The organism is Delftia acidovorans NBRC 14950 (assembly GCF_001598795.1).
In the GTDB taxonomy this organism is placed as follows: domain Bacteria; phylum Pseudomonadota; class Gammaproteobacteria; order Burkholderiales; family Burkholderiaceae_C; genus Comamonas; species Comamonas acidovorans.
This window is the reverse complement of the sequence record NZ_BCZP01000004.1, coordinates 95,717-113,384: the sequence shown is the minus strand read 5'-3', so window position 1 is coordinate 113,384 and position 17,668 is coordinate 95,717. Positions and strand designations below refer to the sequence as shown.

Here is a 17,668-nt window from a genome sequence, read left to right as displayed (position 1 = left end):
CGCAACCGCTCACCCCCCGCATCCAGGAGATCGCCATGAACGCCAACGACGCCATCCTCAACGCCAACGCTGCCACGGCTGCCACCAATCCCCGCTATGACGCCAGCCGCGTCATCCGCGCCCCGCGCGGCAGCGAACTGCACTGCAAGAACTGGCTGGCCGAGGCCGCCTACCGCATGCTGCAGAACAACCTGGACCCCGACGTGGCCGAGAACCCCAAGGCCCTGGTGGTCTACGGCGGCATCGGCCGCGCGGCGCGCAACTGGGAGTGCTATGACCAGATCCTGGAGTCGCTGAAAAAGCTGGAGGCCGACGAGTCCCTGCTGATCCAGTCGGGCAAGCCCGTGGGCGTGTTCAAGACGCACGAGAACGCACCGCGCGTGCTGCTGGCCAACTCCAACCTCGTGCCCCAGTGGGCCAACTGGGAGCACTTCAACGAGCTGGACCAGAAGGGCCTGTTCATGTACGGCCAGATGACGGCCGGCAGCTGGATCTACATCGGCGCCCAGGGCATCGTGCAGGGCACGTTCGAGACCTTTGTCGAGGCCGGCCGCCAGCACTACAACAACGACCTCACGGGCAAGTGGATCCTCACGGCGGGCCTGGGCGGCATGGGCGGCGCCCAGCCCCTGGCCGGCGTGCTGGCCGGTGCCTGCGTGCTGGCCATCGAATGCCAGCAAAGCAGCATCGACTTCCGCCTGCGCACACGCTACCTGGACAAGCAGGCGCGCGACATCGACCACGCGCTGGAGCTCATCGCCCAGCACACGGCTGCGGGCGAGGCCATCTCCATCGGCCTGCTGGGCAATGCCGCCGAAATCCTGCCCGAGCTGGTGCGCCGCGCCCAGGCCGGCGGCGCCCGCCCCGACATCGTGACCGACCAGACCTCGGCCCATGACCTGATCAACGGCTACCTGCCCGTGGGCTGGACCGTGGACGAGTGGCGTGCCGCCGCCGCCGACCCGTCGCGCCATGCCCAGCTCAAGGCCGCTGCCGCCCAGGGCTGCGCCCAGCACGTGCAGGCCATGCTGGACTTCCAGGCCATGGGCATTCCCACGGTGGACTACGGCAACAACATCCGCCAGGTGGCCCTGGACCAGGGCGTGAAGAACGCCTTCGACTTCCCCGGCTTCGTGCCCGCCTACATCCGCCCGCTGTTTTGCGAAGGCAAGGGCCCGTTCCGCTGGGTGGCCCTGTCCGGCGACCCCGAGGACATCTACAAGACCGACGCCAAGATCAAGGAACTGTTCCCCGACAACAAGCACACCCACCGCTGGCTGGACATGGCGCGCGAGCGCATCAGCTTCCAGGGCCTGCCCGCGCGCATCTGCTGGCTGGGACTGGGCGAGCGCCACAAGGCGGCCCTGGCCTTCAACGAGATGGTGAAGAACGGCGAACTCAAGGCCCCCATCGTGATCGGCCGCGACCACCTGGACTGCGGCTCCGTGGCCAGCCCCAACCGCGAGACCGAATCCATGAAGGACGGCACGGACGCCGTCAGCGACTGGCCGCTGCTCAACGCCCTGCTCAACACCGCAGGCGGCGCCACCTGGGTCAGCCTGCACCACGGCGGCGGCGTGGGCATGGGCTACTCCCAGCATGCGGGCGTGGTCATCGTGGCCGATGGCACGGACGAGGCCGCCGCCCGCCTGGGCCGCGTGCTCTGGAACGATCCGGCCACCGGCGTGATGCGCCATGCGGATGCGGGCTACGACATTGCCGTGGCTGCGGCCAAGCGCCATCAGCTGAACCTGCCCATGGTCAAGTGAGCCGCTTGCAGGACACCACGGCAATGCAGCGTTTCGACCTGAACCAGATCGCCGCCAGCCCCTGGAAGAACGGGGGCGGCAGCACGCGCGAGATCGCCTGCTGGCCGCCCGGGGCGGGCATGGAGGCTTTCGGCTGGCGCATCAGCGTGGCCACCATTGACCAGCCCGGCCCGTTCTCGGCCTTTGCGGGCGTGGACCGGCAGATCATGCTGCTCGATGGCGACGGCGTGCACCTGCGCGGCGAAGGCATCGACCATGTGCTGGACGCGCGCTGGCAGCCGTTTGCCTTCTCCGGCGATGTGGCGCTGGGCTGCTCGCTGCTGGGCGGCACTTCCACCGACTTCAACGTGATGGCGCGGCGCGGCCGGTGGCGGGCGCAGGTCCAGGTGCTGGACAGCGCTGCCGACGCCGGCCGCGCCGACGCCGGCCTGTGCATGGTGCTGCAGGGCAACTGGCAGGCGGATGGCGCTGCGCTCATCCCCGGCCAGGGCCTGTGGTGGAGCGCGCCGCAGCCCGACCCGCAGCAGCTGGCGCCGCAGACCGACGACGCGCGGCTGGTGCAGGTGCTGCTGCAAGCCTGCTGACGACCCACGACATCCAAGGAATCCACCCATGACCGAGCCCCACGCACCCGCTTCCGCACTCGCTCCATCCTCTTCGGCCGACGGCTGCTGGCAGAACCTGCGCCTGGCGCCTGACATGTTCGAGGCCGGCCAGGCCGTGGGTGACGGGGAGGATGCCTGCATCGTGGTGCAGCAGGGCCGCGTGGCCTGGGTGGGGCCGCAGCAGGCCCTGCCGCCCGCATATGCGTCCCTGCCGCGCCATGACGGCCAGGGCATGCTGGCCACGCCGGGCCTGGTCGATTGCCACACCCACCTGGTCTATGGCGGCGAGCGCGCCAACGAATTCGCCATGCGCCTGGACGGCGCCAGCTACGAGGAAGTGGCCCGCGCCGGCGGCGGCATCGTCTCCAGCGTGCGTGCCACGCGCGAGGCCAGCGAGGACGAGCTGTTCGCCCAGGCCCTGCCGCGCCTGCAGCAGCTGCTGGACGAGGGCGTCTGCGCCATCGAGATCAAGTCGGGCTACGGCCTGGCGCTGGAGCACGAGCGCAAGCAGCTGCGCGTGGCCCGGCGCCTGGGCCAGGCCCTGGGCGTGACCGTGCGCACCACCTTCCTGGGCGCGCATGCGCTGCCGCCCGAGTACGCAGGGCGCAGCCAGGACTACATCGACCTCGTCGCCGGCACCATGCTGCCCGCGCTGGCGGCCGAGGGCCTGGTCGATGCGGTCGATGTGTTCTGCGAGCGCATTGCCTTCTCGCTGGCCGAGACCGAGCAGGTCTTCCAGGCCGCACGCCGCCTGGGCCTGTCCGTCAAGCTGCATGCCGAGCAGCTGTCGAACATGGAGGGGGCGGCCCTCGCGGCCCGCTATGGCGCGCTGTCGTGCGACCACATCGAGCACCTGTCCGAATCCGGCATTGCCGCCATGCGCGGCGCGGGTTCCGTGGCCGTGCTGCTGCCCGGCGCCTACTACACGCTGCGCGACACCCACATGCCGCCCATCGCTGGCCTGCGCGCCGCGGGCGTTCCCATGGCCGTCTCTACCGATCACAATCCGGGCACCTCCCCCTGCCTGAGCCTTTTGCTCATGGCCAACATGGCCTGCACCCTGTTCCGGCTCACCGTGCCCGAGGCCCTGGCGGGCATCACCCGCCATGCCGCGCGCGCCCTGGGCCTGCAGGACGAGCATGGCCTGATCGCGGCCGGCCGTCCTGCCCACTTCGTGCTCTGGCCCGTGCGCCATGCGGCCGAGCTGGCCTACTGGTTCGGCAACCGGCCGGACTGCACCATCGTGCGCCAGGGCCGCATCGTGCGGACCCGCTGCGGGCAGGGGAGCCACTGAAAGCCTGCTCATGTCCCATGCACTGTTTCTCGATGAATTGATTTCCACCCTGGGCGCCGAAGTGGCGCAGCGCGGCGACGATGTGCCCGCGCGCTACCACACCGACTGGAGCGGCACGCCGCCCCAGCGCCCGCTGGCCCTGGTGCGCCCGCGCAGCACCGACGAGGTCAGCGCGCTCATGCGCCTGTGCACGGCCCACCGCGTGCCTGTCGTGCCCCAGGGCGGGCTCACGGGCCTGGCCGGTGCGGCCGTGCCCGTGCCGGGTGCCGTGGCCGTCTCCATGGAGCGAATGAACGCCATCGAGGACGTGAACGCGCGCACCGCGCTGATGACCGTGCAGGCCGGCGCCACGCTGCAGGCCGTGCAGGAGGCGGCCGTGGCCGCAGGCATGGTCTTCGGCGTGGACCTGGGCGCGCGCGGCAGTTGCCAGATCGGCGGCAACGTGGCCACCAATGCGGGCGGCAACGGCGTGCTGCAGCACGGCATGATGCGCGAGCAGGTGCTGGGCCTGGAGGTGGTGCTGGCCGACGGCACGGTGCTGCCCATGCTGCGCCCCATGCTCAAGAACAACACGGGCTACGACCTCAAGCAGTTCTTCATCGGCTCGGAGGGCACGCTGGGCATCGTCACGCGCGTGCTGCTGCGCCTGCGTCCCGCGCCCCAGGCCCGCGCCACGGCCCTGGTGGCCGTGCCGGACTTCGATGCGGCGCTGTCCGTGCTCGCGCGCATGCAATCGCGCTTTGGCAACGGCGTGGCGGCCTTCGAGCTGATGTGGGACAGCTTCATCCAGGCCTCCATCCGCTGGCAGAAGCTGCAGCCGCCCTTTGGCCAGGCGCATGCGCTGCTGGCCCTGATCGATGTGGACGGCAAGGACGAGGCCACGCTGCGCGCCGACGTGGAAGAGGCCCTGGGCGAGGCCATGGAGGCCGGCGAGGTGGCCGATGCCGTCATCGCCCAGTCCGTGGCCCAGGCGCGCCAGCTGTGGAAGCTGCGCGAGGCGCCGGCCGAGCTCAACACGAACATGCATCCGCCCGTCAACTTCGACGTCAGCCTGCCCCAGGCCGACATCGGCCGCTTCGCCGATGCCTGCCGCGCCGCGTTCGACGCGCGCTGGCCCGGCCACCACTCGCTGTTCTTCGGCCATGTGGGCGACGGCAACCTGCATGTCTCGGTGGACGGTGCCACCGCCAACGGCGACTGCGAAGGCGTCGAGGCCGCGCTGTACCACCTGGTCGGCGAGTTCGGCGGCAGCGTCTCGGCCGAGCACGGCATCGGCCTGCACAAGAAGCCCTATCTCGGCGCCAGCCGCACGCCGGCCGAACTGGCCGTGATGCGCGCCATCAAGCAGGCGCTGGACCCCCTGCATCTGTTCAACCCCGGCAAGGTATTCGACCTATGAACGCTCCCGCCATCCACGCGATCCACACCCTGGCACGCCCCGAAGTGCCGCCGCTGCCGCCCTACAACGCAGGCCTGTCCTCCGAGGCCGTGCGGGCGCGCTACGGCGTCACCGAGATCGCGCGGCTGGCGAGCAACGAGAACCCCTTTGGCGCCAGCCCTGCCGTGGCCCGCGCCCTGGCCGACCTGGCCCTGCACGTGGGCACCTATCCCGATGCGCAATGCACGGCGCTGCGCGCGGCCATCGCGGCGCGCACCGGCGTGCCGGCCGAGGCCATTGCCGTGGGCAACGGCTCCGAGGACATCCTGCAGATGCTCTGCCAGGCGTTTCTCTCGCCCGGCGACCGCGTGCTCACCCAGCGCCCGGCCTTCGGCCTGCACGAGATCTACCCGCGCATGATGGGCGCCCGCGTCGAGCTGCTGGAGCTTACGCCCGCGCTGGGCTTCGACGTCGATGCCTGGTGCCAGGCGCTGGCGCGCGGCCCCAAGATCGCCATGCTGGCCAATCCCTCCAATCCCGTGGGCTGCATGTTCAGCGCCGGCGATTTCGCGCGCCTGCTGGACGCCACGCCGCCGCAGACCCTGCTGGTGGTGGACGAGGCCTACTACGAGTACGCCCTGCACGCCGACGACTACCCCGACGTGCTGGCCCTGCTGCGCGGCCGCGCCATGCCCTGGATCGTGCTGCGCACCTTCTCCAAGGCCTGGGGCCTGGCGGGCCTGCGCGTGGGCTACGGACTGGCCAGCGACGCGGCCCTGGTGCAACTGCTGGACCGCGTGCGCACGCCCTTCAACGTCAACCAGGCCGCCCAGGCGGCGGCGCTGGCGGCCTGGGGCGACGAGGACTTCATGCAGCGCGGCGTGGCCGAGACCGTGCGCCTGCGCGATGTGCTGGCGCAGCGGCTGGCCGCCCTGCCTGCACTGCCTGCGCTTCGGATAGCGCCTTCGGCCGCCAACTTCCTGTTCATCGACATCGGCCGTCCCAACGGCCCCGTGAACGAGGCGCTGCTGGCCCGGGGCATCATCACCAAGCCATGGAAGGAGCCCGGCTTCGAGCACTTCATCCGCGTCTCCGTGGGCACCGAGGCCGACAACGAACGCTTCGTGCGCGCGCTGGCCGACATCCTGGAGGCCGGACAATGAGCGGCATCGACCAGACTTCCGACAGCCGCACGCTGTTCGCCGAGCACGCGCTGCTGCCCACGGGCTGGGCGCGCAATGTGCTGCTGCGCTGGGATGGCACAGGAAGCCTGCAGGCCGTACAGGCCGACGCACAGCCGGGCAGCGCGCCGCGCGCGCCCGGCCCCGTGCTGCCCGGCATGCCCAACCTGCACTCGCATGCCTTCCAGCGCGCCTTTGCGGGCCTGACCGAATACCGCGCCGAGGCCCAGGACAGCTTCTGGAGCTGGCGCGACCTCATGTACCGCTTTGCCGCGCGCATCACGCCCGAGTCGCTGGAGGCCATCGCCACCTGGCTGTACGTGGAGATGCTGGAGGCCGGCTACACCTCGGTCTGCGAATTCCACTACGTGCACCACGACCGGGATGGCCGGCCCTATGCCGACGACGCCACGCTGTCCCTGGCCCTGCTGCGCGCCGCGCGCAAGGCCGGCATGGGCATCACCCTGCTGCCCGTGCTCTACCAGACCAGCGGCTTCGGCGGCAAGCCGCCGCGCGCCGACCAGGCGCGCTTCATCCGCAGCACGGACAACATGCTGGCCTTGCTGCAGCGCCTGCTGCCCGAGGCCCGTGCCCAGGGCGCGGCCCTGGGCCTGGCGCCGCACTCGCTGCGCGCCGTGCCGCCCGACAGCCTGCGCGTGGCCGTGGAGGGCCTGACGGCGCTGGATGCGCGCGCGCCCATCCACATCCACATTGCCGAGCAGACCCAGGAGGTGGACGACTGCCTGGCCTGGAGCGGCCAGCGCCCCGTGCAATGGCTGCTGGAGCATGCCCCCGTGGACGCGCGCTGGTGCCTGGTCCACGCCACCCACATGACGCCCGGTGAATACGCGGGCGCCGCGCGCAGCGGCGCCGTGGCCGGCATCTGCCCCACCACCGAGGCCAACCTGGGCGATGGCATCTTCGACATGCCGCAATGGCTGGGCCAAGGCGGCGCCTGGGGCGTGGGCTCGGACAGCCATGCCTGCGTCAACGCTGCCGAGGAACTGCTGATGCTCGAATATAGCCAGCGCCTGTCGCTGCGCCAGCGCAACGTGCTGGCAGGCCCCGACCCGCAGGTGGGCACCGCGCTGTGGACCGCCGCCGTGCAGGGCGGCGCCCAGGCCGCAGGCCGCCCCGTGGCCGGGCTGGCCGTGGGCCAGCAGGCCGACTTCCTGGCGCTGGACGCAAACCATGTGGCGCTGGCCGGCCTGCCGGTGCAGGCCATGGTCTCGGCCCATGTCTTCGGCAGCCACCGCAGCAGCGCCCTGCACAGCCTGTGGGTGGGCGGCGAGCGCCGCGTGCAGGCCGGCCGCCATGCGCTGCACGAGGCGGCAGCCCATGGCTTTGTCGCGGCCCGCGCGGCCACCCTGCAATCCTGAGGCCCCCGCAAGCCATGGGCCCGCAAAACCCGCCAGAAACGTTCCAGAATCACACCATGACCGATACCGCTCCCCCTCCCTTCGTCTTCCACCAGGGCACGGCGCCGCTGCTGATCTCCATGCCGCATGCGGGCACCCATGTGCCGCCCGACATCGCCGCGCGCCTGACCGAGGAAGCCCGCCACGTGCCCGACACCGACTGGCACCTGCCGCGCCTGTACGAGTTCGCCAAGGCCATGGGCGCCTCCATCCTGGTGGCCACGCATTCGCGCTATGTGGTGGACCTGAACCGTCCGCCCGATGGCGCCAGCCTCTACCCGGGCCAGAGCGTCACCGGCCTGTGCCCCGTGGACACCTTCGACGACACGCCGCTGTACGCCGACCCGGCCGATGTGCCCGCGGACGCCGAAATCGCCGCGCGCCGCGAGGCCATCTGGGGCCCGTACCACGCACAGCTGCGCGCCGAGCTGGACCGCCTCAAGGCCGTGCACGGCACCGTGGCGCTGTGGGACGCGCACTCCATCCGCTCGGTGCTGCCGCGTTTCTTCGAAGGCAAGCTGCCCGACCTGAACCTGGGCACCGGCAAGGGCACGAGCTGCGCGCTGGAGCTGGCCGAGCATCTGCTGGCCATTGCGCAGACCGCGCCGGGCCACACCGCCATACTCAACGGCCGCTTCACAGGCGGCTACATCACGCGCCACTACGGCCAGCCCGAGGCCGGCATCCACGCCGTGCAGCTGGAGATGACGCAGTGCAGCTACATGCAGGAAGCGCTGCCCTTCGACTACCTGCCCGAGCGCGCCGAACAGATCCAGCCCACGCTGCAGCGCATGCTGCAGGCGGTGCTGGACTTCGTCACGACACGGCGCGTGTCCTGATCAGCCTTCGTCGTGGCAGTGGCCCGGGCAGGGCCCGCCCATGGCCACGGGCGGCGGGTCGCCCAGCCAGCGGCGCGGCCCCGGGCCGTTCTGTGCGCACAGGTCGCCGGGGTTGTGCAGCACGCAGTGGCGCAGCGACAGGCAACCGCAGCCAATGCACTGGTCCAGGCTCTCGCTGAGCCGCTGCAGCTCGCCTATGCGGTCGTCCAGCCGCTGCTTCCAGACCCGCGACATCTTCTGCCAGTCCCCGCCCGTGGGGACATGTCGGCTGGGCAGCTTGGCCAGCTGCTCGGCGATCTCCTCCAGCGTGAAGCCGATGCGCTGGGCGAACACCACGAAGGCGATGCGCCGCAGCGACGAGCGGTGGTAGCGCCGGTGGCCGCTGGCGCTGCGCACGGACTCGATCAGGTTCAGCGACTCGTAAAAGCGCAGCGCCGAGGCCTTGACCCCGCTGCGCTGCGCCACGTCGCCGATGCTGAGCAGTGGATCATCCTCGGTTTTCATGGTGGCTTTCCTTTGTGGCTTGACTTCAAGTTCACTTGAACTCGAAGAATGCGGCCATTCTGAGCGAAAGCGCAGGAACAGGGCAACCGGGTCTGTACCGCCCATGCGAGCGTCCTGGCCGGACTGCGAAATTCTTTGGCTGAGTGCTGCAATGACGCAGCTGCCGTTCATTCATACAGTAATGGGTCTCATTTGTATTGAATGGCATCGGCCGGAGGTTTCCATGTACATCGACAGCAGCAGCTTTCCCCTGGTCCGCATGGGCTACGAGCGCGACAAGGCCGTGCCCGTGGACCGCTTGCTGGAGGACTTCTCGGCCCTGCTGGCCCGCGGCCAGGCCTTTGTCTTCTTCAGCGACGGCGACATGGCCCAGGAGGAGCGCTCACCTGAGGAGCGCAAGCAGGTCGTGCTGTGGATGAAGGCCCGCCGCCCCGAGCTCAAAAGCCTGGTGCGCGCCCTGGTCCACGCCGAGCCCGATGCGCAAAAGCGCGCCGAGGCCGAGGCCTTCGCACAGATGTTCGGCAAGGCCTGGGGCTATCCCATGCTGCTGGTGGCCTCCCCCGAGGAGGCGCAGCAGCGTGCACGGGAGCTGCTCGGGTCCGATTGATGACCGATTGACATGAACTGAGAGAAACACCATGAATGCCGTGGATTCAGCCCTGCTCAAAGTCCTGCCCGAGAGGTGGGACCCCGACCATGTGGACCGTCCCGTGATCGTCCTGCCCATGCGGTCGGGCCCCGGCGACTGGGGGATGAACTTCCATGCCCACCGCAAGAGCCAGCTCATGGTCACCCATGCGGGGCTGATCACGCTGGAGACCGATGCGGGCGTCTGCGTGGTGCCGCCGCGCAGCGCCGCCTGGATTCCGGGCGGCACGCTGCACCGGGTCAGCTGCAGCGGTGCGGCCAGCGGCTACGTGGTCTTTGTCGAGGCAGGGGCCGTGCGCCCCGTGCCCGGACCCTGCCATGCGCTGGCCGTCTCGCCCTTTCTCAGTGCGCTGCTGGACCGCGTGCAGGGTCTGCCGCAGGACTACGAGCCCGACAGCGGCGATGGCCGGCTCATGCAGGTGCTGCTCGACGAGATCCAGGCGGCGCAGCCCGAAGGACTGCACCTGCCCCTGCCGCACGACCGGCGCCTGCGCCGCATGACCAACGCCCTGTGCGAGCAGCCGCAGCTGCAGGCACGGCTGGCCGACTGGGCCCAGCGCATCGGCATGAGCGAGCGCAGCATGACGCGGCTGTTCCTGGCCGAGACCGGGCTTACGGTCAACCAGTGGCGCCGCCAGCTGCATGTGCTCACCGCACTGCAAAAGCTGTCCGAGGGGCTGCGCATACAGACCGTGGCAGATGCCCTGGGCTACGAGAGCGCACCCGCCTTCGTGACCATGTTCCGCAAGGCGGTGGGCACCTCGCCGCGCCGCTTCCTGGCGCTGCGCAGTGCACCCGTGGCGGGCGGGGCCGCAGGCCTCTGAGGCCTGCGGCCCCGCGAACATCACGACAGCCGCAACCCCAGGCCTAGCAGCACGGCCACCACCATCGCACCGGCAAAGACATCCCAGCGCCGTATGCGCCGGTAGCGCAGGAGCAGGACCAGCACGATGCCGATCAGCGTGATCAGGCGCGCCTGGAACACCGTGCCCAGCAAGAAGCAGATCACGATCTGCGCCCAGTAGGTCAGCAGGCCGGGCATCGGCGATGGGCCGGGTGCCTGTGCGTCGGGGCTCGGCGCCTGTGCGGGCTGCTGCTGCGGCGTGTCCACGGCCGGCCGTGCGGCCGCAGCTGCCTGGGCGCGTGCGGCCTCGCGCTCTTGCAGCCGCTGTTCGCGCCGCTGCTGGTCGGTCTTCTCGATCACGGGTGCCGCCGGCTCGGCCGGCTGCCACCACGTCTTGCCGCTGGCCAGCGCAGGCGCCTGCCCGCTGGCGGCCAGACGCCGGAACTGTGCGCTTGCGGGCGGCTGCGCACGCGCCGCCGCGCGGTCCTGCCGGCTGGCCTGCAGCAGGGCATCGTTGGCGCGGTCGATGGGGCTGCGCGTGAGCTGGCGGGCCTGGCCCAGCAGCGGACCGCCCTGCACGGGGTCGACCTGGTACACGAACTGCGCCAGTCCCAGCAATTGCGAGGGCTGGGCTGCCTGCCCCTGCCAGTGCGCCGGCTTGCCGGCGCTGGCCTGCGTGGCGCGGTGCAGGGCGGCGCGCAGGCGCCTGCGCGTCTCGCGCGATACGCCGGGCTTGTCCGCGTTCACCACCAGCCCCGTGACCTCCTGGCGGCGGCCCTTGCGCATCACGCGCTCCTTGTCGGGGTGGGGCGTGAAGCCTTCGTCGCGCAGTATCCAGCGCACGCGGCCCAGCAGCCGGCCCACGTTGTCGCGCGCGGCCTCGCCCGAGGCGGAGAAGGTCAGGTCGTCCGCATAGCGCGTGTACACAAAGCCCAGCTGCCTGGCCAGGCCCAGCAGGCGGCGGTCCAGGCGGCGGCACAGCAGGTTGGTGAGCATGGGGCTGGTGGGCGCGCCCTGGGGCAGCACGCGCTCGCGCGCCTTGCCGCCGACGAAGAGCTTCTCGCCATCCACCTGCCAGGCCTGGGCGCGGTTTTCGCTGCACAGCAGGGCCAGGAGGGTGGCCATGGCCTCGCCATAGCCCAGATGACAGAACACGCCCTTGATGCGGCCGAAGGCAATGCTGGGAAAGAAGTCCTTCACATCCAGGTTGATGACCACGTCGTGGCCCGCATGCGGCGCGGCATTGCTCACGATGGAGCGGCCGGCCAGGAAGCCGTGCGCGGCATCGTGCGCGGGCACCTTGGCGAGGATGTTGTCCAGCACCCAGTACTGCGCGCGCTTGAGGCGCGGCATGGGCGCGGAGATCAGCCGCTCGCCGCCGGTCTTCTTTGGCAGGGTGAACGAGTGGTAGTGGTGGGTGCGGGCCACCTCGCGGTGAAAGCCCAGGAAACGCAGCTCGGCCACGGTGATGCCCATGGCATCGGCCAGCTGCGCTGCATCGGCAAGTTCCGGCAGGCCATGCCGGGCCAGCCTTTGCGGGTCGGCCTGCCGGCGTTCCCCGGCAGCAGGCGGTGCCTCACCGGCCTGCGGCCCCTGGAGGGCAGCGGAGACGCCGGGGCCCAGATAGCCCACGTGCGTGGCCCGCTTCGCATGCCAGGCCAGCGCCTTGTCGTGGCGCTCCTGGGCCTGGCGGCGTTTGGTTTCCTCGCGCTGGGCCAGCGCCTTTTGCATGCGCTCCTTGCGCATCTGGCGCAATGCGCGCTCGGGGTTCTGGCGCACGGCGATCTGCTGGCGCAGCTCGGCCAGCTCGCGCTGCAGCTCGCCCTCGCGCTGGATGTGGGCGGCGGCCAGCTGCGGCTGTCCCTCGCCCTTGGGCCAGAAGCCCAGGCGCTGCATCTCGTCGAGGATGACTTCCTGTTTGCTGGAGGCCTTGATGCGCTCGTAGATCTCGGCGCGTGTGGGTTGCGGCTGGCTCATGCGGCCACCCCGGCAAGGCGGGCCCGGCCGCTGTGCGGCGGGCAAAGAAATGGAGCGACGCGCTTCTCGTCGAAGAGCCCGCAGGGCTCACGGGACGGGAGCTGTTCGCTCGACGCCACCCCGCGACGGTATGCGTGTTTCGCTTGTGGCAAGCCACTCAGGAAAACGCATACCGTCGCTGGGGTGGCACAGTGAAAACGGCGCCCGTGGTGCATGAAACGGCAGTTCACAAGGGTGGCGAAACACCACCCGGATTGCAAGAGCCTGCGCGTCGCTCCGCGTGGCAGTGTAGAGCAATTGAGGCGGGTCACGCGATTTCTCCTTGTCCTGCGGCCTTCATCTGCGGGCCGGTCGGCTGGCGGGCGGCATCGAGCTGGGGCTGCGCCACCAGGCGCAGCGCAATCATGTGCTCGCAGGGCCCCTGGCGCAGCCGGTACTGCTGGTAGTGGTTGCAGCTGCAGCGCGCATCGGTCAGGCGCTCGTCGGCATCGAGTTCGAGCTGGGTGTCGAACAGGCGCTTGCCGTCGGCGCGCGGGATCTGGCCGGTGATGCGGCTGAACCCGTCCTTGCGGTCGATGCGCGGCGGGGCAATGGCCTTGCCGCGCACCAGGGCCAGCGCCTTGTCCTCCTCGGGGTTGGCGGGCTGCAATTGCTGCGCCGTCAGCGGCTCGCGCAGCAGTTCGCGCCAGGCGTAGCGCCCGGCGTCCAGGTCGTAGACCGCACGCCCGGCCTGCATCCAGCGTGTCATGGCCGTGTGCACCTGGGCCGGGGCCAGGCCCGTGGCCTGGGCCAGATCCTGCGCGCCGGCCTGCCAGCACGACTGCAGCTGCCGGCCCACGGCCTCGACCTGGGCAGGCGTGACCTCGGCCTGCGGCGCCATCAGGTGAAAGCGTGCGCTGGCGGCCCAGTCGTTGGCGCTCCAGCCAGACAGGCCCAGCGTGACCGTGACCAGTCCCAGCTCGATCACCCAGAAGCTGGGCATGCCGCTGCCCAGCAGGTGCACGCGCACGCGCGTGGCCTGGGAGATCAGCCGCTCCAGCGTGAGCAGGCGGCGGCGCCCCCACAGGCGGATGGTGCCGCCGCCCGTGCCCATGGCATCGCTGACGACGTGCGAGCGCCGGGTGGCCAGGAGCTCCTCCCAGGGCTCGAACACCACGGCGGGCGGCTGTCCCGGCGCCAGCTCGAAGCGCAGCGCGCGCGGGCCGTGGCGCTCGCGCCGGGCACGCAGCCGCGCGCAGATGTTGAACAGGTCCATGGGGTGCAGCTCCAGCACGGTGGCGGGCAGGGCCATGGCGCTGGAGACCTGCACGAAGCCGCGCAGCCAGCTGTCGGGCAGGTCGATCTTTTCCTCGCGCAGCGCGGGGTCACCGCCCACCTGCACGGCAAAGCCGGCCGGGTCCAGCGTCAGCCGCGTGTCCCGGTAGTTGCGGATCTTCTGGAATTCTTCGTAGAGGCTGGCCGAGTAATCGATGTTGGTGGTGCCGCAGATGCGCTCGCCCGCATGCTCGAAGGCCTCGTGCCGGATGCTGACCGCGCAGTAGCTCGATTCGTCCTGGCTGAAGGCCTCGAACAGCAGCCGGTCCGGGTGCACGGTGATCACGGGGTCGAGCACATACCACGCATCGCGGTTGGCCACGAACAGCCAGTCGAAGTACTTGCGCTGGGCCTTGTAGAAGGGGGAGAGCACTTGGTTGCGGGTCTCGCGCAGGTTCTTGAGTTCGGCGCTGATTTCCTTGGCGCGCGCCTGGGCGCCGCCGGTGTCGGCCATGAAGGTGGCGAGCATTTGCGCTTCGTGCTCCTGCAGCCATTCGCGGTAGGCCGTCTTGTCGCGGCCGCGCGTGCGCAGGTCGCTGACCACCACGCTGTGCAGCGCGGACAGCCCTTCGCGCACCTGCAGGTAGGCCGGGCCGTCGCGCCGGAGCAGGCCGTCGAAGCGTGTGGGTGGGCGCAGCAGGTCGGGCGCGAAGGAGAAGGCCTGCTCGGCCGCCGTGTCGTTGACCTGCGTGCTGCCGTAGTACTGATAGCGAAATTCCATGTCCGATCGACTCCGTGCCTTGTTGCGGCGCTCAGGTTGAAGACGGGGCCTGGCCGCGCCGCTCCGCCGCCAGGGGCTGCATGAAGCTTTGCGCCAGCTGGGGATGGCGCTGCACGATGTCGCGCAGCCCGGCCACATAGTCGGGCTGGTCGGCATGGCTGGCGCTGACCACCTGCCGCGCAAAGATGGCTGCCACCACGGCGGCGGTCTCGGGCGCCTGCACCTGGCTGCGCAGGAAATGCAGCACGCGTGTCTTGCTGGCGCGCGCGCGGTGCACCTGGCTGAGCACGGCCAGGAAGTAGGGCTGCAGCTCCTGCAGGCGCGCCGCGCGCTGCGGCGCGGGCTCGTCGGGCAGGGCGAGCAGCCATTGCGTGACGAACAGCTGCACGCTGGTGGCGGGGTGCTGGGCCAGGCGCGTGAGGAAGAGGCTGGCCTCGGGCGCGCTCATGTGCTGCGCGAGCCGCTGGCGGCCCAGGGCCTGCACCCAGGGCTGGGCGTGATCGACCCAGCCGAGCAGCAGCTGCGGCGACAGGGCGCCGTCCGGCAGCCGCTGGCCGAACATCTCGCGTGCGTACTGCTGCGTGTCGGCAAACAGGGCGTCAGCCAGCGGCAGCAGCTGTTCGGCCTGCTCGGGCAGGGTCCGGTCCATGGGGGTGAGCTGCGCATCGATGCTCTGGCGGCTCAAGGCGCGCACGTCGGCATCGGCATGCCGGGCCAGCGTGGACCACTGGCGCAGCGTGTAGACCTGCAGGTCCAGCGCCTTCAGGCCCCAGACGCCGTAGCGCTGTGCGCCCTTGGCCTGAGCCTGCAGGGCGCGCCAGATGCCCGAGGCATCGCGGGCCGGGGCCACGGCGGCCAGCGGGCCGGTGAGCAGCCGCAGCGCCGCGTCGTGGACGCCTTCGGCCTTTTCCGCGCGGAACAGCACTTCGTGCAGGCGCTCGGCGATCTGGGCGTTGCAGCGCGTGTTGTAGACGGGGGTGCCGGCCAGGCGCTCGACCAGGGGCGCTGCCGCTGCGCGCAAGGCGGCATGCGGCGATACGGCGAATTCGGCCAGCATGGCGGCCTGCTCGCACAGCAGGTCATCGGCCAGGCTGCCCATGAGCCGTATGCCGCAGGCCATGCGCGCAGGTTCCTCGGATTCCAGCAGCCCGCGCAACGCCGCCGGCGGCAGGGTCCGCAGGCCCTGCGGGTGTGCCAGCAGCCAGGCGGTGGCCATCTCCACCAGCGCCGTCACCGAATGCGCCAGCAGGTGGTGCAGCGGTGGGGCCGGGACGCTGGCGGCCTGCGCAGCCAGCGGGCCGTTGCCATCGAACAGCGCCTGCACCGCATCGCGGATATCGGCCAGCGCGGGGCTTTCGGCGTCCAGCGTGGGCAGCGCCGCCAGCAAGGCCAGGGCCACGGCTGCACCATCGGCATAAAACAGCAGGGCCAGGCCCTGGGTGCGCGAGCTGGCGGCCGGTGACAGCAGCAGGGCGGCCACCAGTTCGGCATCGCGCGCGGCGCCTGCGCGGTCACGCGACAGCCAGGCGCCCAGGTAGCTGGCGGCAGGCCCGTCGCCGCATTGCGCAAGCGCCAGCAGCCAGGGCCGGCGCGCCGCATCGTCGGTCAGCGAGACCATGCGCTGCTGCGCGATCTGAAGGCCCAGCGCAGCCGCCGGTGCATAGGTTTTGTGCAGCAGCGGCGCGGTGGCCGCTGCATCCAGGCCGTCCAGAAAGGCCTTCTGGTCCTGCAGGGCGCGCGTGAGCGACCACAGCAGCAGCGTGGACTGCGAACGGCCCACCAGTTGCAGCAGTTGCCCGGGGTGGGCGTCCCACATGGCCGAAAGTCCTTCCACGCGCTGCGCGGGCAGCTGCTGCAGGTCCAGCGGCTCGTCGGTGTACCAGGTGTGGGCGCGGGCCGAGGCATGCAGTTGCGGCCAGCGCGGCAGCAGCAGCCGGGCGGCGAGCAGCCAGCGCGATTCGGGCAGGCGGCCGGAGCGCGAGGCAGGCAGGCCCGCGCAGCAGCGGTCCATGGCCTGGAGCAGGGCTGCGGCATGGGCGGCGCTTTCGCTGTGGTCGGCCGAGGCCATGCGCCGCAGCTGGCGCCAGCCGCGCAGGCGCAGGTACAGCGAGGTGTCGCGGCTGAAGACGGCACCCTCGTCGCGCGGGCCATCGAAGCGCGCATGCAGCACGGCCAGCAGGGCGTGGTCGCGCCGCCACTCGGCACGCTTGTGGATGCGCCGCAGGGCCGGCCACCAGGCGCGCGTGAAGGGGATGCGCTCCATCCAGGCCAGCAGCTGCTGGTGGATGGCGCCGTCGTGCGCGCCCAGCGCATCGGCCGCCAGCAGCGCCTGTGGCCCAAGTGCCTGGAAGAAGGCCTGTTCGGCCTGCGGTCCGTCCTCTTTCGGGCCGTTTTTCTGCGGGGGGATCCCGGCCCACTGCGCCTGGTACTCCTGCAGCGCCGCCTGGCGTTCCTGCGGCTCCAGCAGGGCCAGCCAGGCCTGGTGCGCCAGATCGCGCGTGGCCTCGCTGGTGCCGCGTTGCGAGAGCGCCTGCAGGGCCACCGCCGCGCCGCCATCGCCCAGGCGCCCGATGAGGTAGGCCAGGCAGTAGTCGAGCAGATCGTCCCCCGTGCCCAGCAGCGCCACCAGGCGTGGAACCTGGGCATGCAGCAGGCGCTGGGCGGCGCCGCCGCGCGCGGGGTCCGCATACTCGGCCAGCCGCCACACCAGCCGGGCCTGCTGGCCCGAGGGCATCAGCCGCCAGGCGCTGCCGTCCAGGCGTTTGCACAGGGCGGAAATGGCGCCGGCCTGCAAGGCCGACTCCGACAGGCCTGGCGGCACCGTGGCCTGTCCCGGGGCCTGGCCGGGGGAGGGCGCCGGGCCTGCTTCAGCATCCAGCTCCGCAAAGCCCTCATGGGACTGCAGCACATCGCCCGCGCCCAGGCGCTGGCGCAGGTAGGCCAGCGCGCGCTGGCGTGCAGGCTCCAGCGCCTGGGGCAAGGGGGTGAGCGTGCTGTCATCGACCTGCGCGACGACGCCGGCCTTCAATTGCGTGACCTGCAAGGTCACGACATGGCGCGCTGCGGTGGCCGTGGTGTCGCCGCCCGGCATCTCCAGGGCCAGCACCCTCACGGTGCTGATGCGTTCGTTGCGTCCCTGTGGCCGGGACAGTGTGGCGTGAGCAAGCAGATTCATG

General features: G+C 70.9%; 13 protein-coding genes. 9 read left to right on the top strand and 4 right to left on the bottom strand.

Features of this window, described 5'->3' with window-relative positions; translation table 11 throughout:
- Nucleotides 1–35: 35 nt before the first annotated feature.
- The 7 genes from hutU to hutG are packed head-to-tail and all read left to right on the top strand — an operon-like array spanning nucleotide 36 to nucleotide 8,484.
- Nucleotides 36–1,769 (top strand): urocanate hydratase, encoded by a 1,734-nt coding sequence (hutU, locus tag DA1_RS06610; RefSeq protein WP_012202089.1) that lies wholly within the window; start codon nucleotides 36–38, stop codon nucleotides 1,767–1,769.
- Nucleotides 1,770–1,792: 23 nt separating this feature from the next.
- Nucleotides 1,793–2,353: a HutD/Ves family protein gene (locus DA1_RS06605; RefSeq protein WP_034399041.1), complete on the top strand. Its 561-nt coding sequence runs from the start codon at nucleotides 1,793–1,795 to the stop codon at nucleotides 2,351–2,353.
- A 28-nt stretch (nucleotides 2,354–2,381) separates the two neighbouring features.
- The gene (gene hutI / locus DA1_RS06600; RefSeq protein ID WP_034397625.1) at nucleotides 2,382–3,668 is read left to right on the top strand and encodes an imidazolonepropionase; all 1,287 of its coding nucleotides are present in this window, start codon (nucleotides 2,382–2,384) and stop codon (nucleotides 3,666–3,668) included.
- Nucleotides 3,669–3,678: 10 nt separating this feature from the next.
- Nucleotides 3,679–5,067 carry an FAD-binding oxidoreductase gene (locus DA1_RS06595; RefSeq protein WP_034397627.1) on the top strand — a complete coding sequence of 463 codons (1,389 nt, stop codon included), beginning with the start codon at nucleotides 3,679–3,681 and terminating at the stop codon, nucleotides 5,065–5,067.
- A complete protein-coding gene (locus tag DA1_RS06590) occupies nucleotides 5,064–6,209 on the top strand; it encodes a histidinol-phosphate transaminase (protein ID WP_034397629.1) in 1,146 nt (381 codons plus the stop codon). The genes DA1_RS06595 and DA1_RS06590 overlap by 4 nt, the downstream gene beginning before the upstream one ends.
- On the top strand, nucleotides 6,206–7,606 hold the full coding sequence (locus tag DA1_RS06585) for a formimidoylglutamate deiminase (RefSeq protein ID WP_034397630.1): 1,401 nt from the start codon (nucleotides 6,206–6,208) through the stop codon (nucleotides 7,604–7,606). Before DA1_RS06590 ends, DA1_RS06585 begins: the two co-directional genes overlap by 4 nt.
- A gap of 14 nt (nucleotides 7,607–7,620) precedes the next feature.
- Nucleotides 7,621–8,484 carry an N-formylglutamate deformylase gene (gene hutG / locus DA1_RS06580; protein ID WP_051941033.1) on the top strand — a complete coding sequence of 288 codons (864 nt, stop codon included), beginning with the start codon at nucleotides 7,621–7,623 and terminating at the stop codon, nucleotides 8,482–8,484.
- Here the strand turns inward: hutG and soxR are convergent, their stop codons facing one another.
- The gene (soxR, locus tag DA1_RS06575; protein ID WP_012202096.1) at nucleotides 8,485–8,988 is read right to left on the bottom strand and encodes a redox-sensitive transcriptional activator SoxR; all 504 of its coding nucleotides are present in this window, start codon (nucleotides 8,986–8,988) and stop codon (nucleotides 8,485–8,487) included. It lies immediately after the preceding gene.
- Nucleotides 8,989–9,211: 223 nt separating this feature from the next.
- Here soxR and DA1_RS06570 point away from each other — a divergent pair, with 223 nt between their 5' ends.
- Both DA1_RS06570 and DA1_RS06565 read left to right on the top strand, forming a co-directional pair.
- Nucleotides 9,212–9,595 (top strand): hypothetical protein, encoded by a 384-nt coding sequence (locus DA1_RS06570; protein ID WP_034397631.1) that lies wholly within the window; start codon nucleotides 9,212–9,214, stop codon nucleotides 9,593–9,595.
- Between the two features lie 31 nt (nucleotides 9,596–9,626).
- Nucleotides 9,627–10,460 (top strand): helix-turn-helix domain-containing protein, encoded by an 834-nt coding sequence (locus DA1_RS06565; protein WP_034397632.1) that lies wholly within the window; start codon nucleotides 9,627–9,629, stop codon nucleotides 10,458–10,460.
- 20 nt (nucleotides 10,461–10,480) lie between these two features.
- Here DA1_RS06565 and DA1_RS06560 read toward each other — a convergent pair whose 3' ends face one another.
- The 3 genes from DA1_RS06560 to DA1_RS06550 form a co-directional block, all read right to left on the bottom strand.
- Nucleotides 10,481–12,457 carry a reverse transcriptase family protein gene (locus DA1_RS06560; RefSeq protein ID WP_034397634.1) on the bottom strand — a complete coding sequence of 659 codons (1,977 nt, stop codon included), beginning with the start codon at nucleotides 12,455–12,457 and terminating at the stop codon, nucleotides 10,481–10,483.
- A gap of 307 nt (nucleotides 12,458–12,764) precedes the next feature.
- On the bottom strand, nucleotides 12,765–14,492 hold the full coding sequence (locus DA1_RS06555; RefSeq protein WP_034397635.1) for an SWIM zinc finger family protein: 1,728 nt from the start codon (nucleotides 14,490–14,492) through the stop codon (nucleotides 12,765–12,767).
- A 31-nt stretch (nucleotides 14,493–14,523) separates the two neighbouring features.
- Complete coding sequence (locus DA1_RS06550) at nucleotides 14,524–17,667, bottom strand: hypothetical protein (protein WP_034397637.1); 3,144 nt, start codon at nucleotides 17,665–17,667, stop codon at nucleotides 14,524–14,526.
- Between the last annotated feature and the right edge of the window lies 1 nt (nucleotide 17,668).

What these genes read in the sequence shown, in the direction of transcription:
- DA1_RS06550 (WP_034397637.1), bottom strand. Translation starts at nt 17,667, where the DNA reads ATGAATCTGCTTGCTCACGCCACACTGTCCCGGCCACAGGGACGCAAC.
- DA1_RS06555 (WP_034397635.1), bottom strand. Translation starts at nt 14,492, where the DNA reads ATGGAATTTCGCTATCAGTACTACGGCAGCACGCAGGTCAACGACACG.
- DA1_RS06565 (WP_034397632.1), top strand. Translation starts at nt 9,627, where the DNA reads ATGAATGCCGTGGATTCAGCCCTGCTCAAAGTCCTGCCCGAGAGGTGG.
- hutI (WP_034397625.1), top strand. Translation starts at nt 2,382, where the DNA reads ATGACCGAGCCCCACGCACCCGCTTCCGCACTCGCTCCATCCTCTTCG.
- DA1_RS06570 (WP_034397631.1), top strand. Translation starts at nt 9,212, where the DNA reads ATGTACATCGACAGCAGCAGCTTTCCCCTGGTCCGCATGGGCTACGAG.
- DA1_RS06560 (WP_034397634.1), bottom strand. Translation starts at nt 12,457, where the DNA reads ATGAGCCAGCCGCAACCCACACGCGCCGAGATCTACGAGCGCATCAAG.
- DA1_RS06590 (WP_034397629.1), top strand. Translation starts at nt 5,064, where the DNA reads ATGAACGCTCCCGCCATCCACGCGATCCACACCCTGGCACGCCCCGAA.
- DA1_RS06595 (WP_034397627.1), top strand. Translation starts at nt 3,679, where the DNA reads ATGTCCCATGCACTGTTTCTCGATGAATTGATTTCCACCCTGGGCGCC.
- DA1_RS06585 (WP_034397630.1), top strand. Translation starts at nt 6,206, where the DNA reads ATGAGCGGCATCGACCAGACTTCCGACAGCCGCACGCTGTTCGCCGAG.
- DA1_RS06605 (WP_034399041.1), top strand. Translation starts at nt 1,793, where the DNA reads ATGCAGCGTTTCGACCTGAACCAGATCGCCGCCAGCCCCTGGAAGAAC.
- hutG (WP_051941033.1), top strand. Translation starts at nt 7,621, where the DNA reads ATGGGCCCGCAAAACCCGCCAGAAACGTTCCAGAATCACACCATGACC.
- hutU (WP_012202089.1), top strand. Translation starts at nt 36, where the DNA reads ATGAACGCCAACGACGCCATCCTCAACGCCAACGCTGCCACGGCTGCC.
- soxR (WP_012202096.1), bottom strand. Translation starts at nt 8,988, where the DNA reads ATGAAAACCGAGGATGATCCACTGCTCAGCATCGGCGACGTGGCGCAG.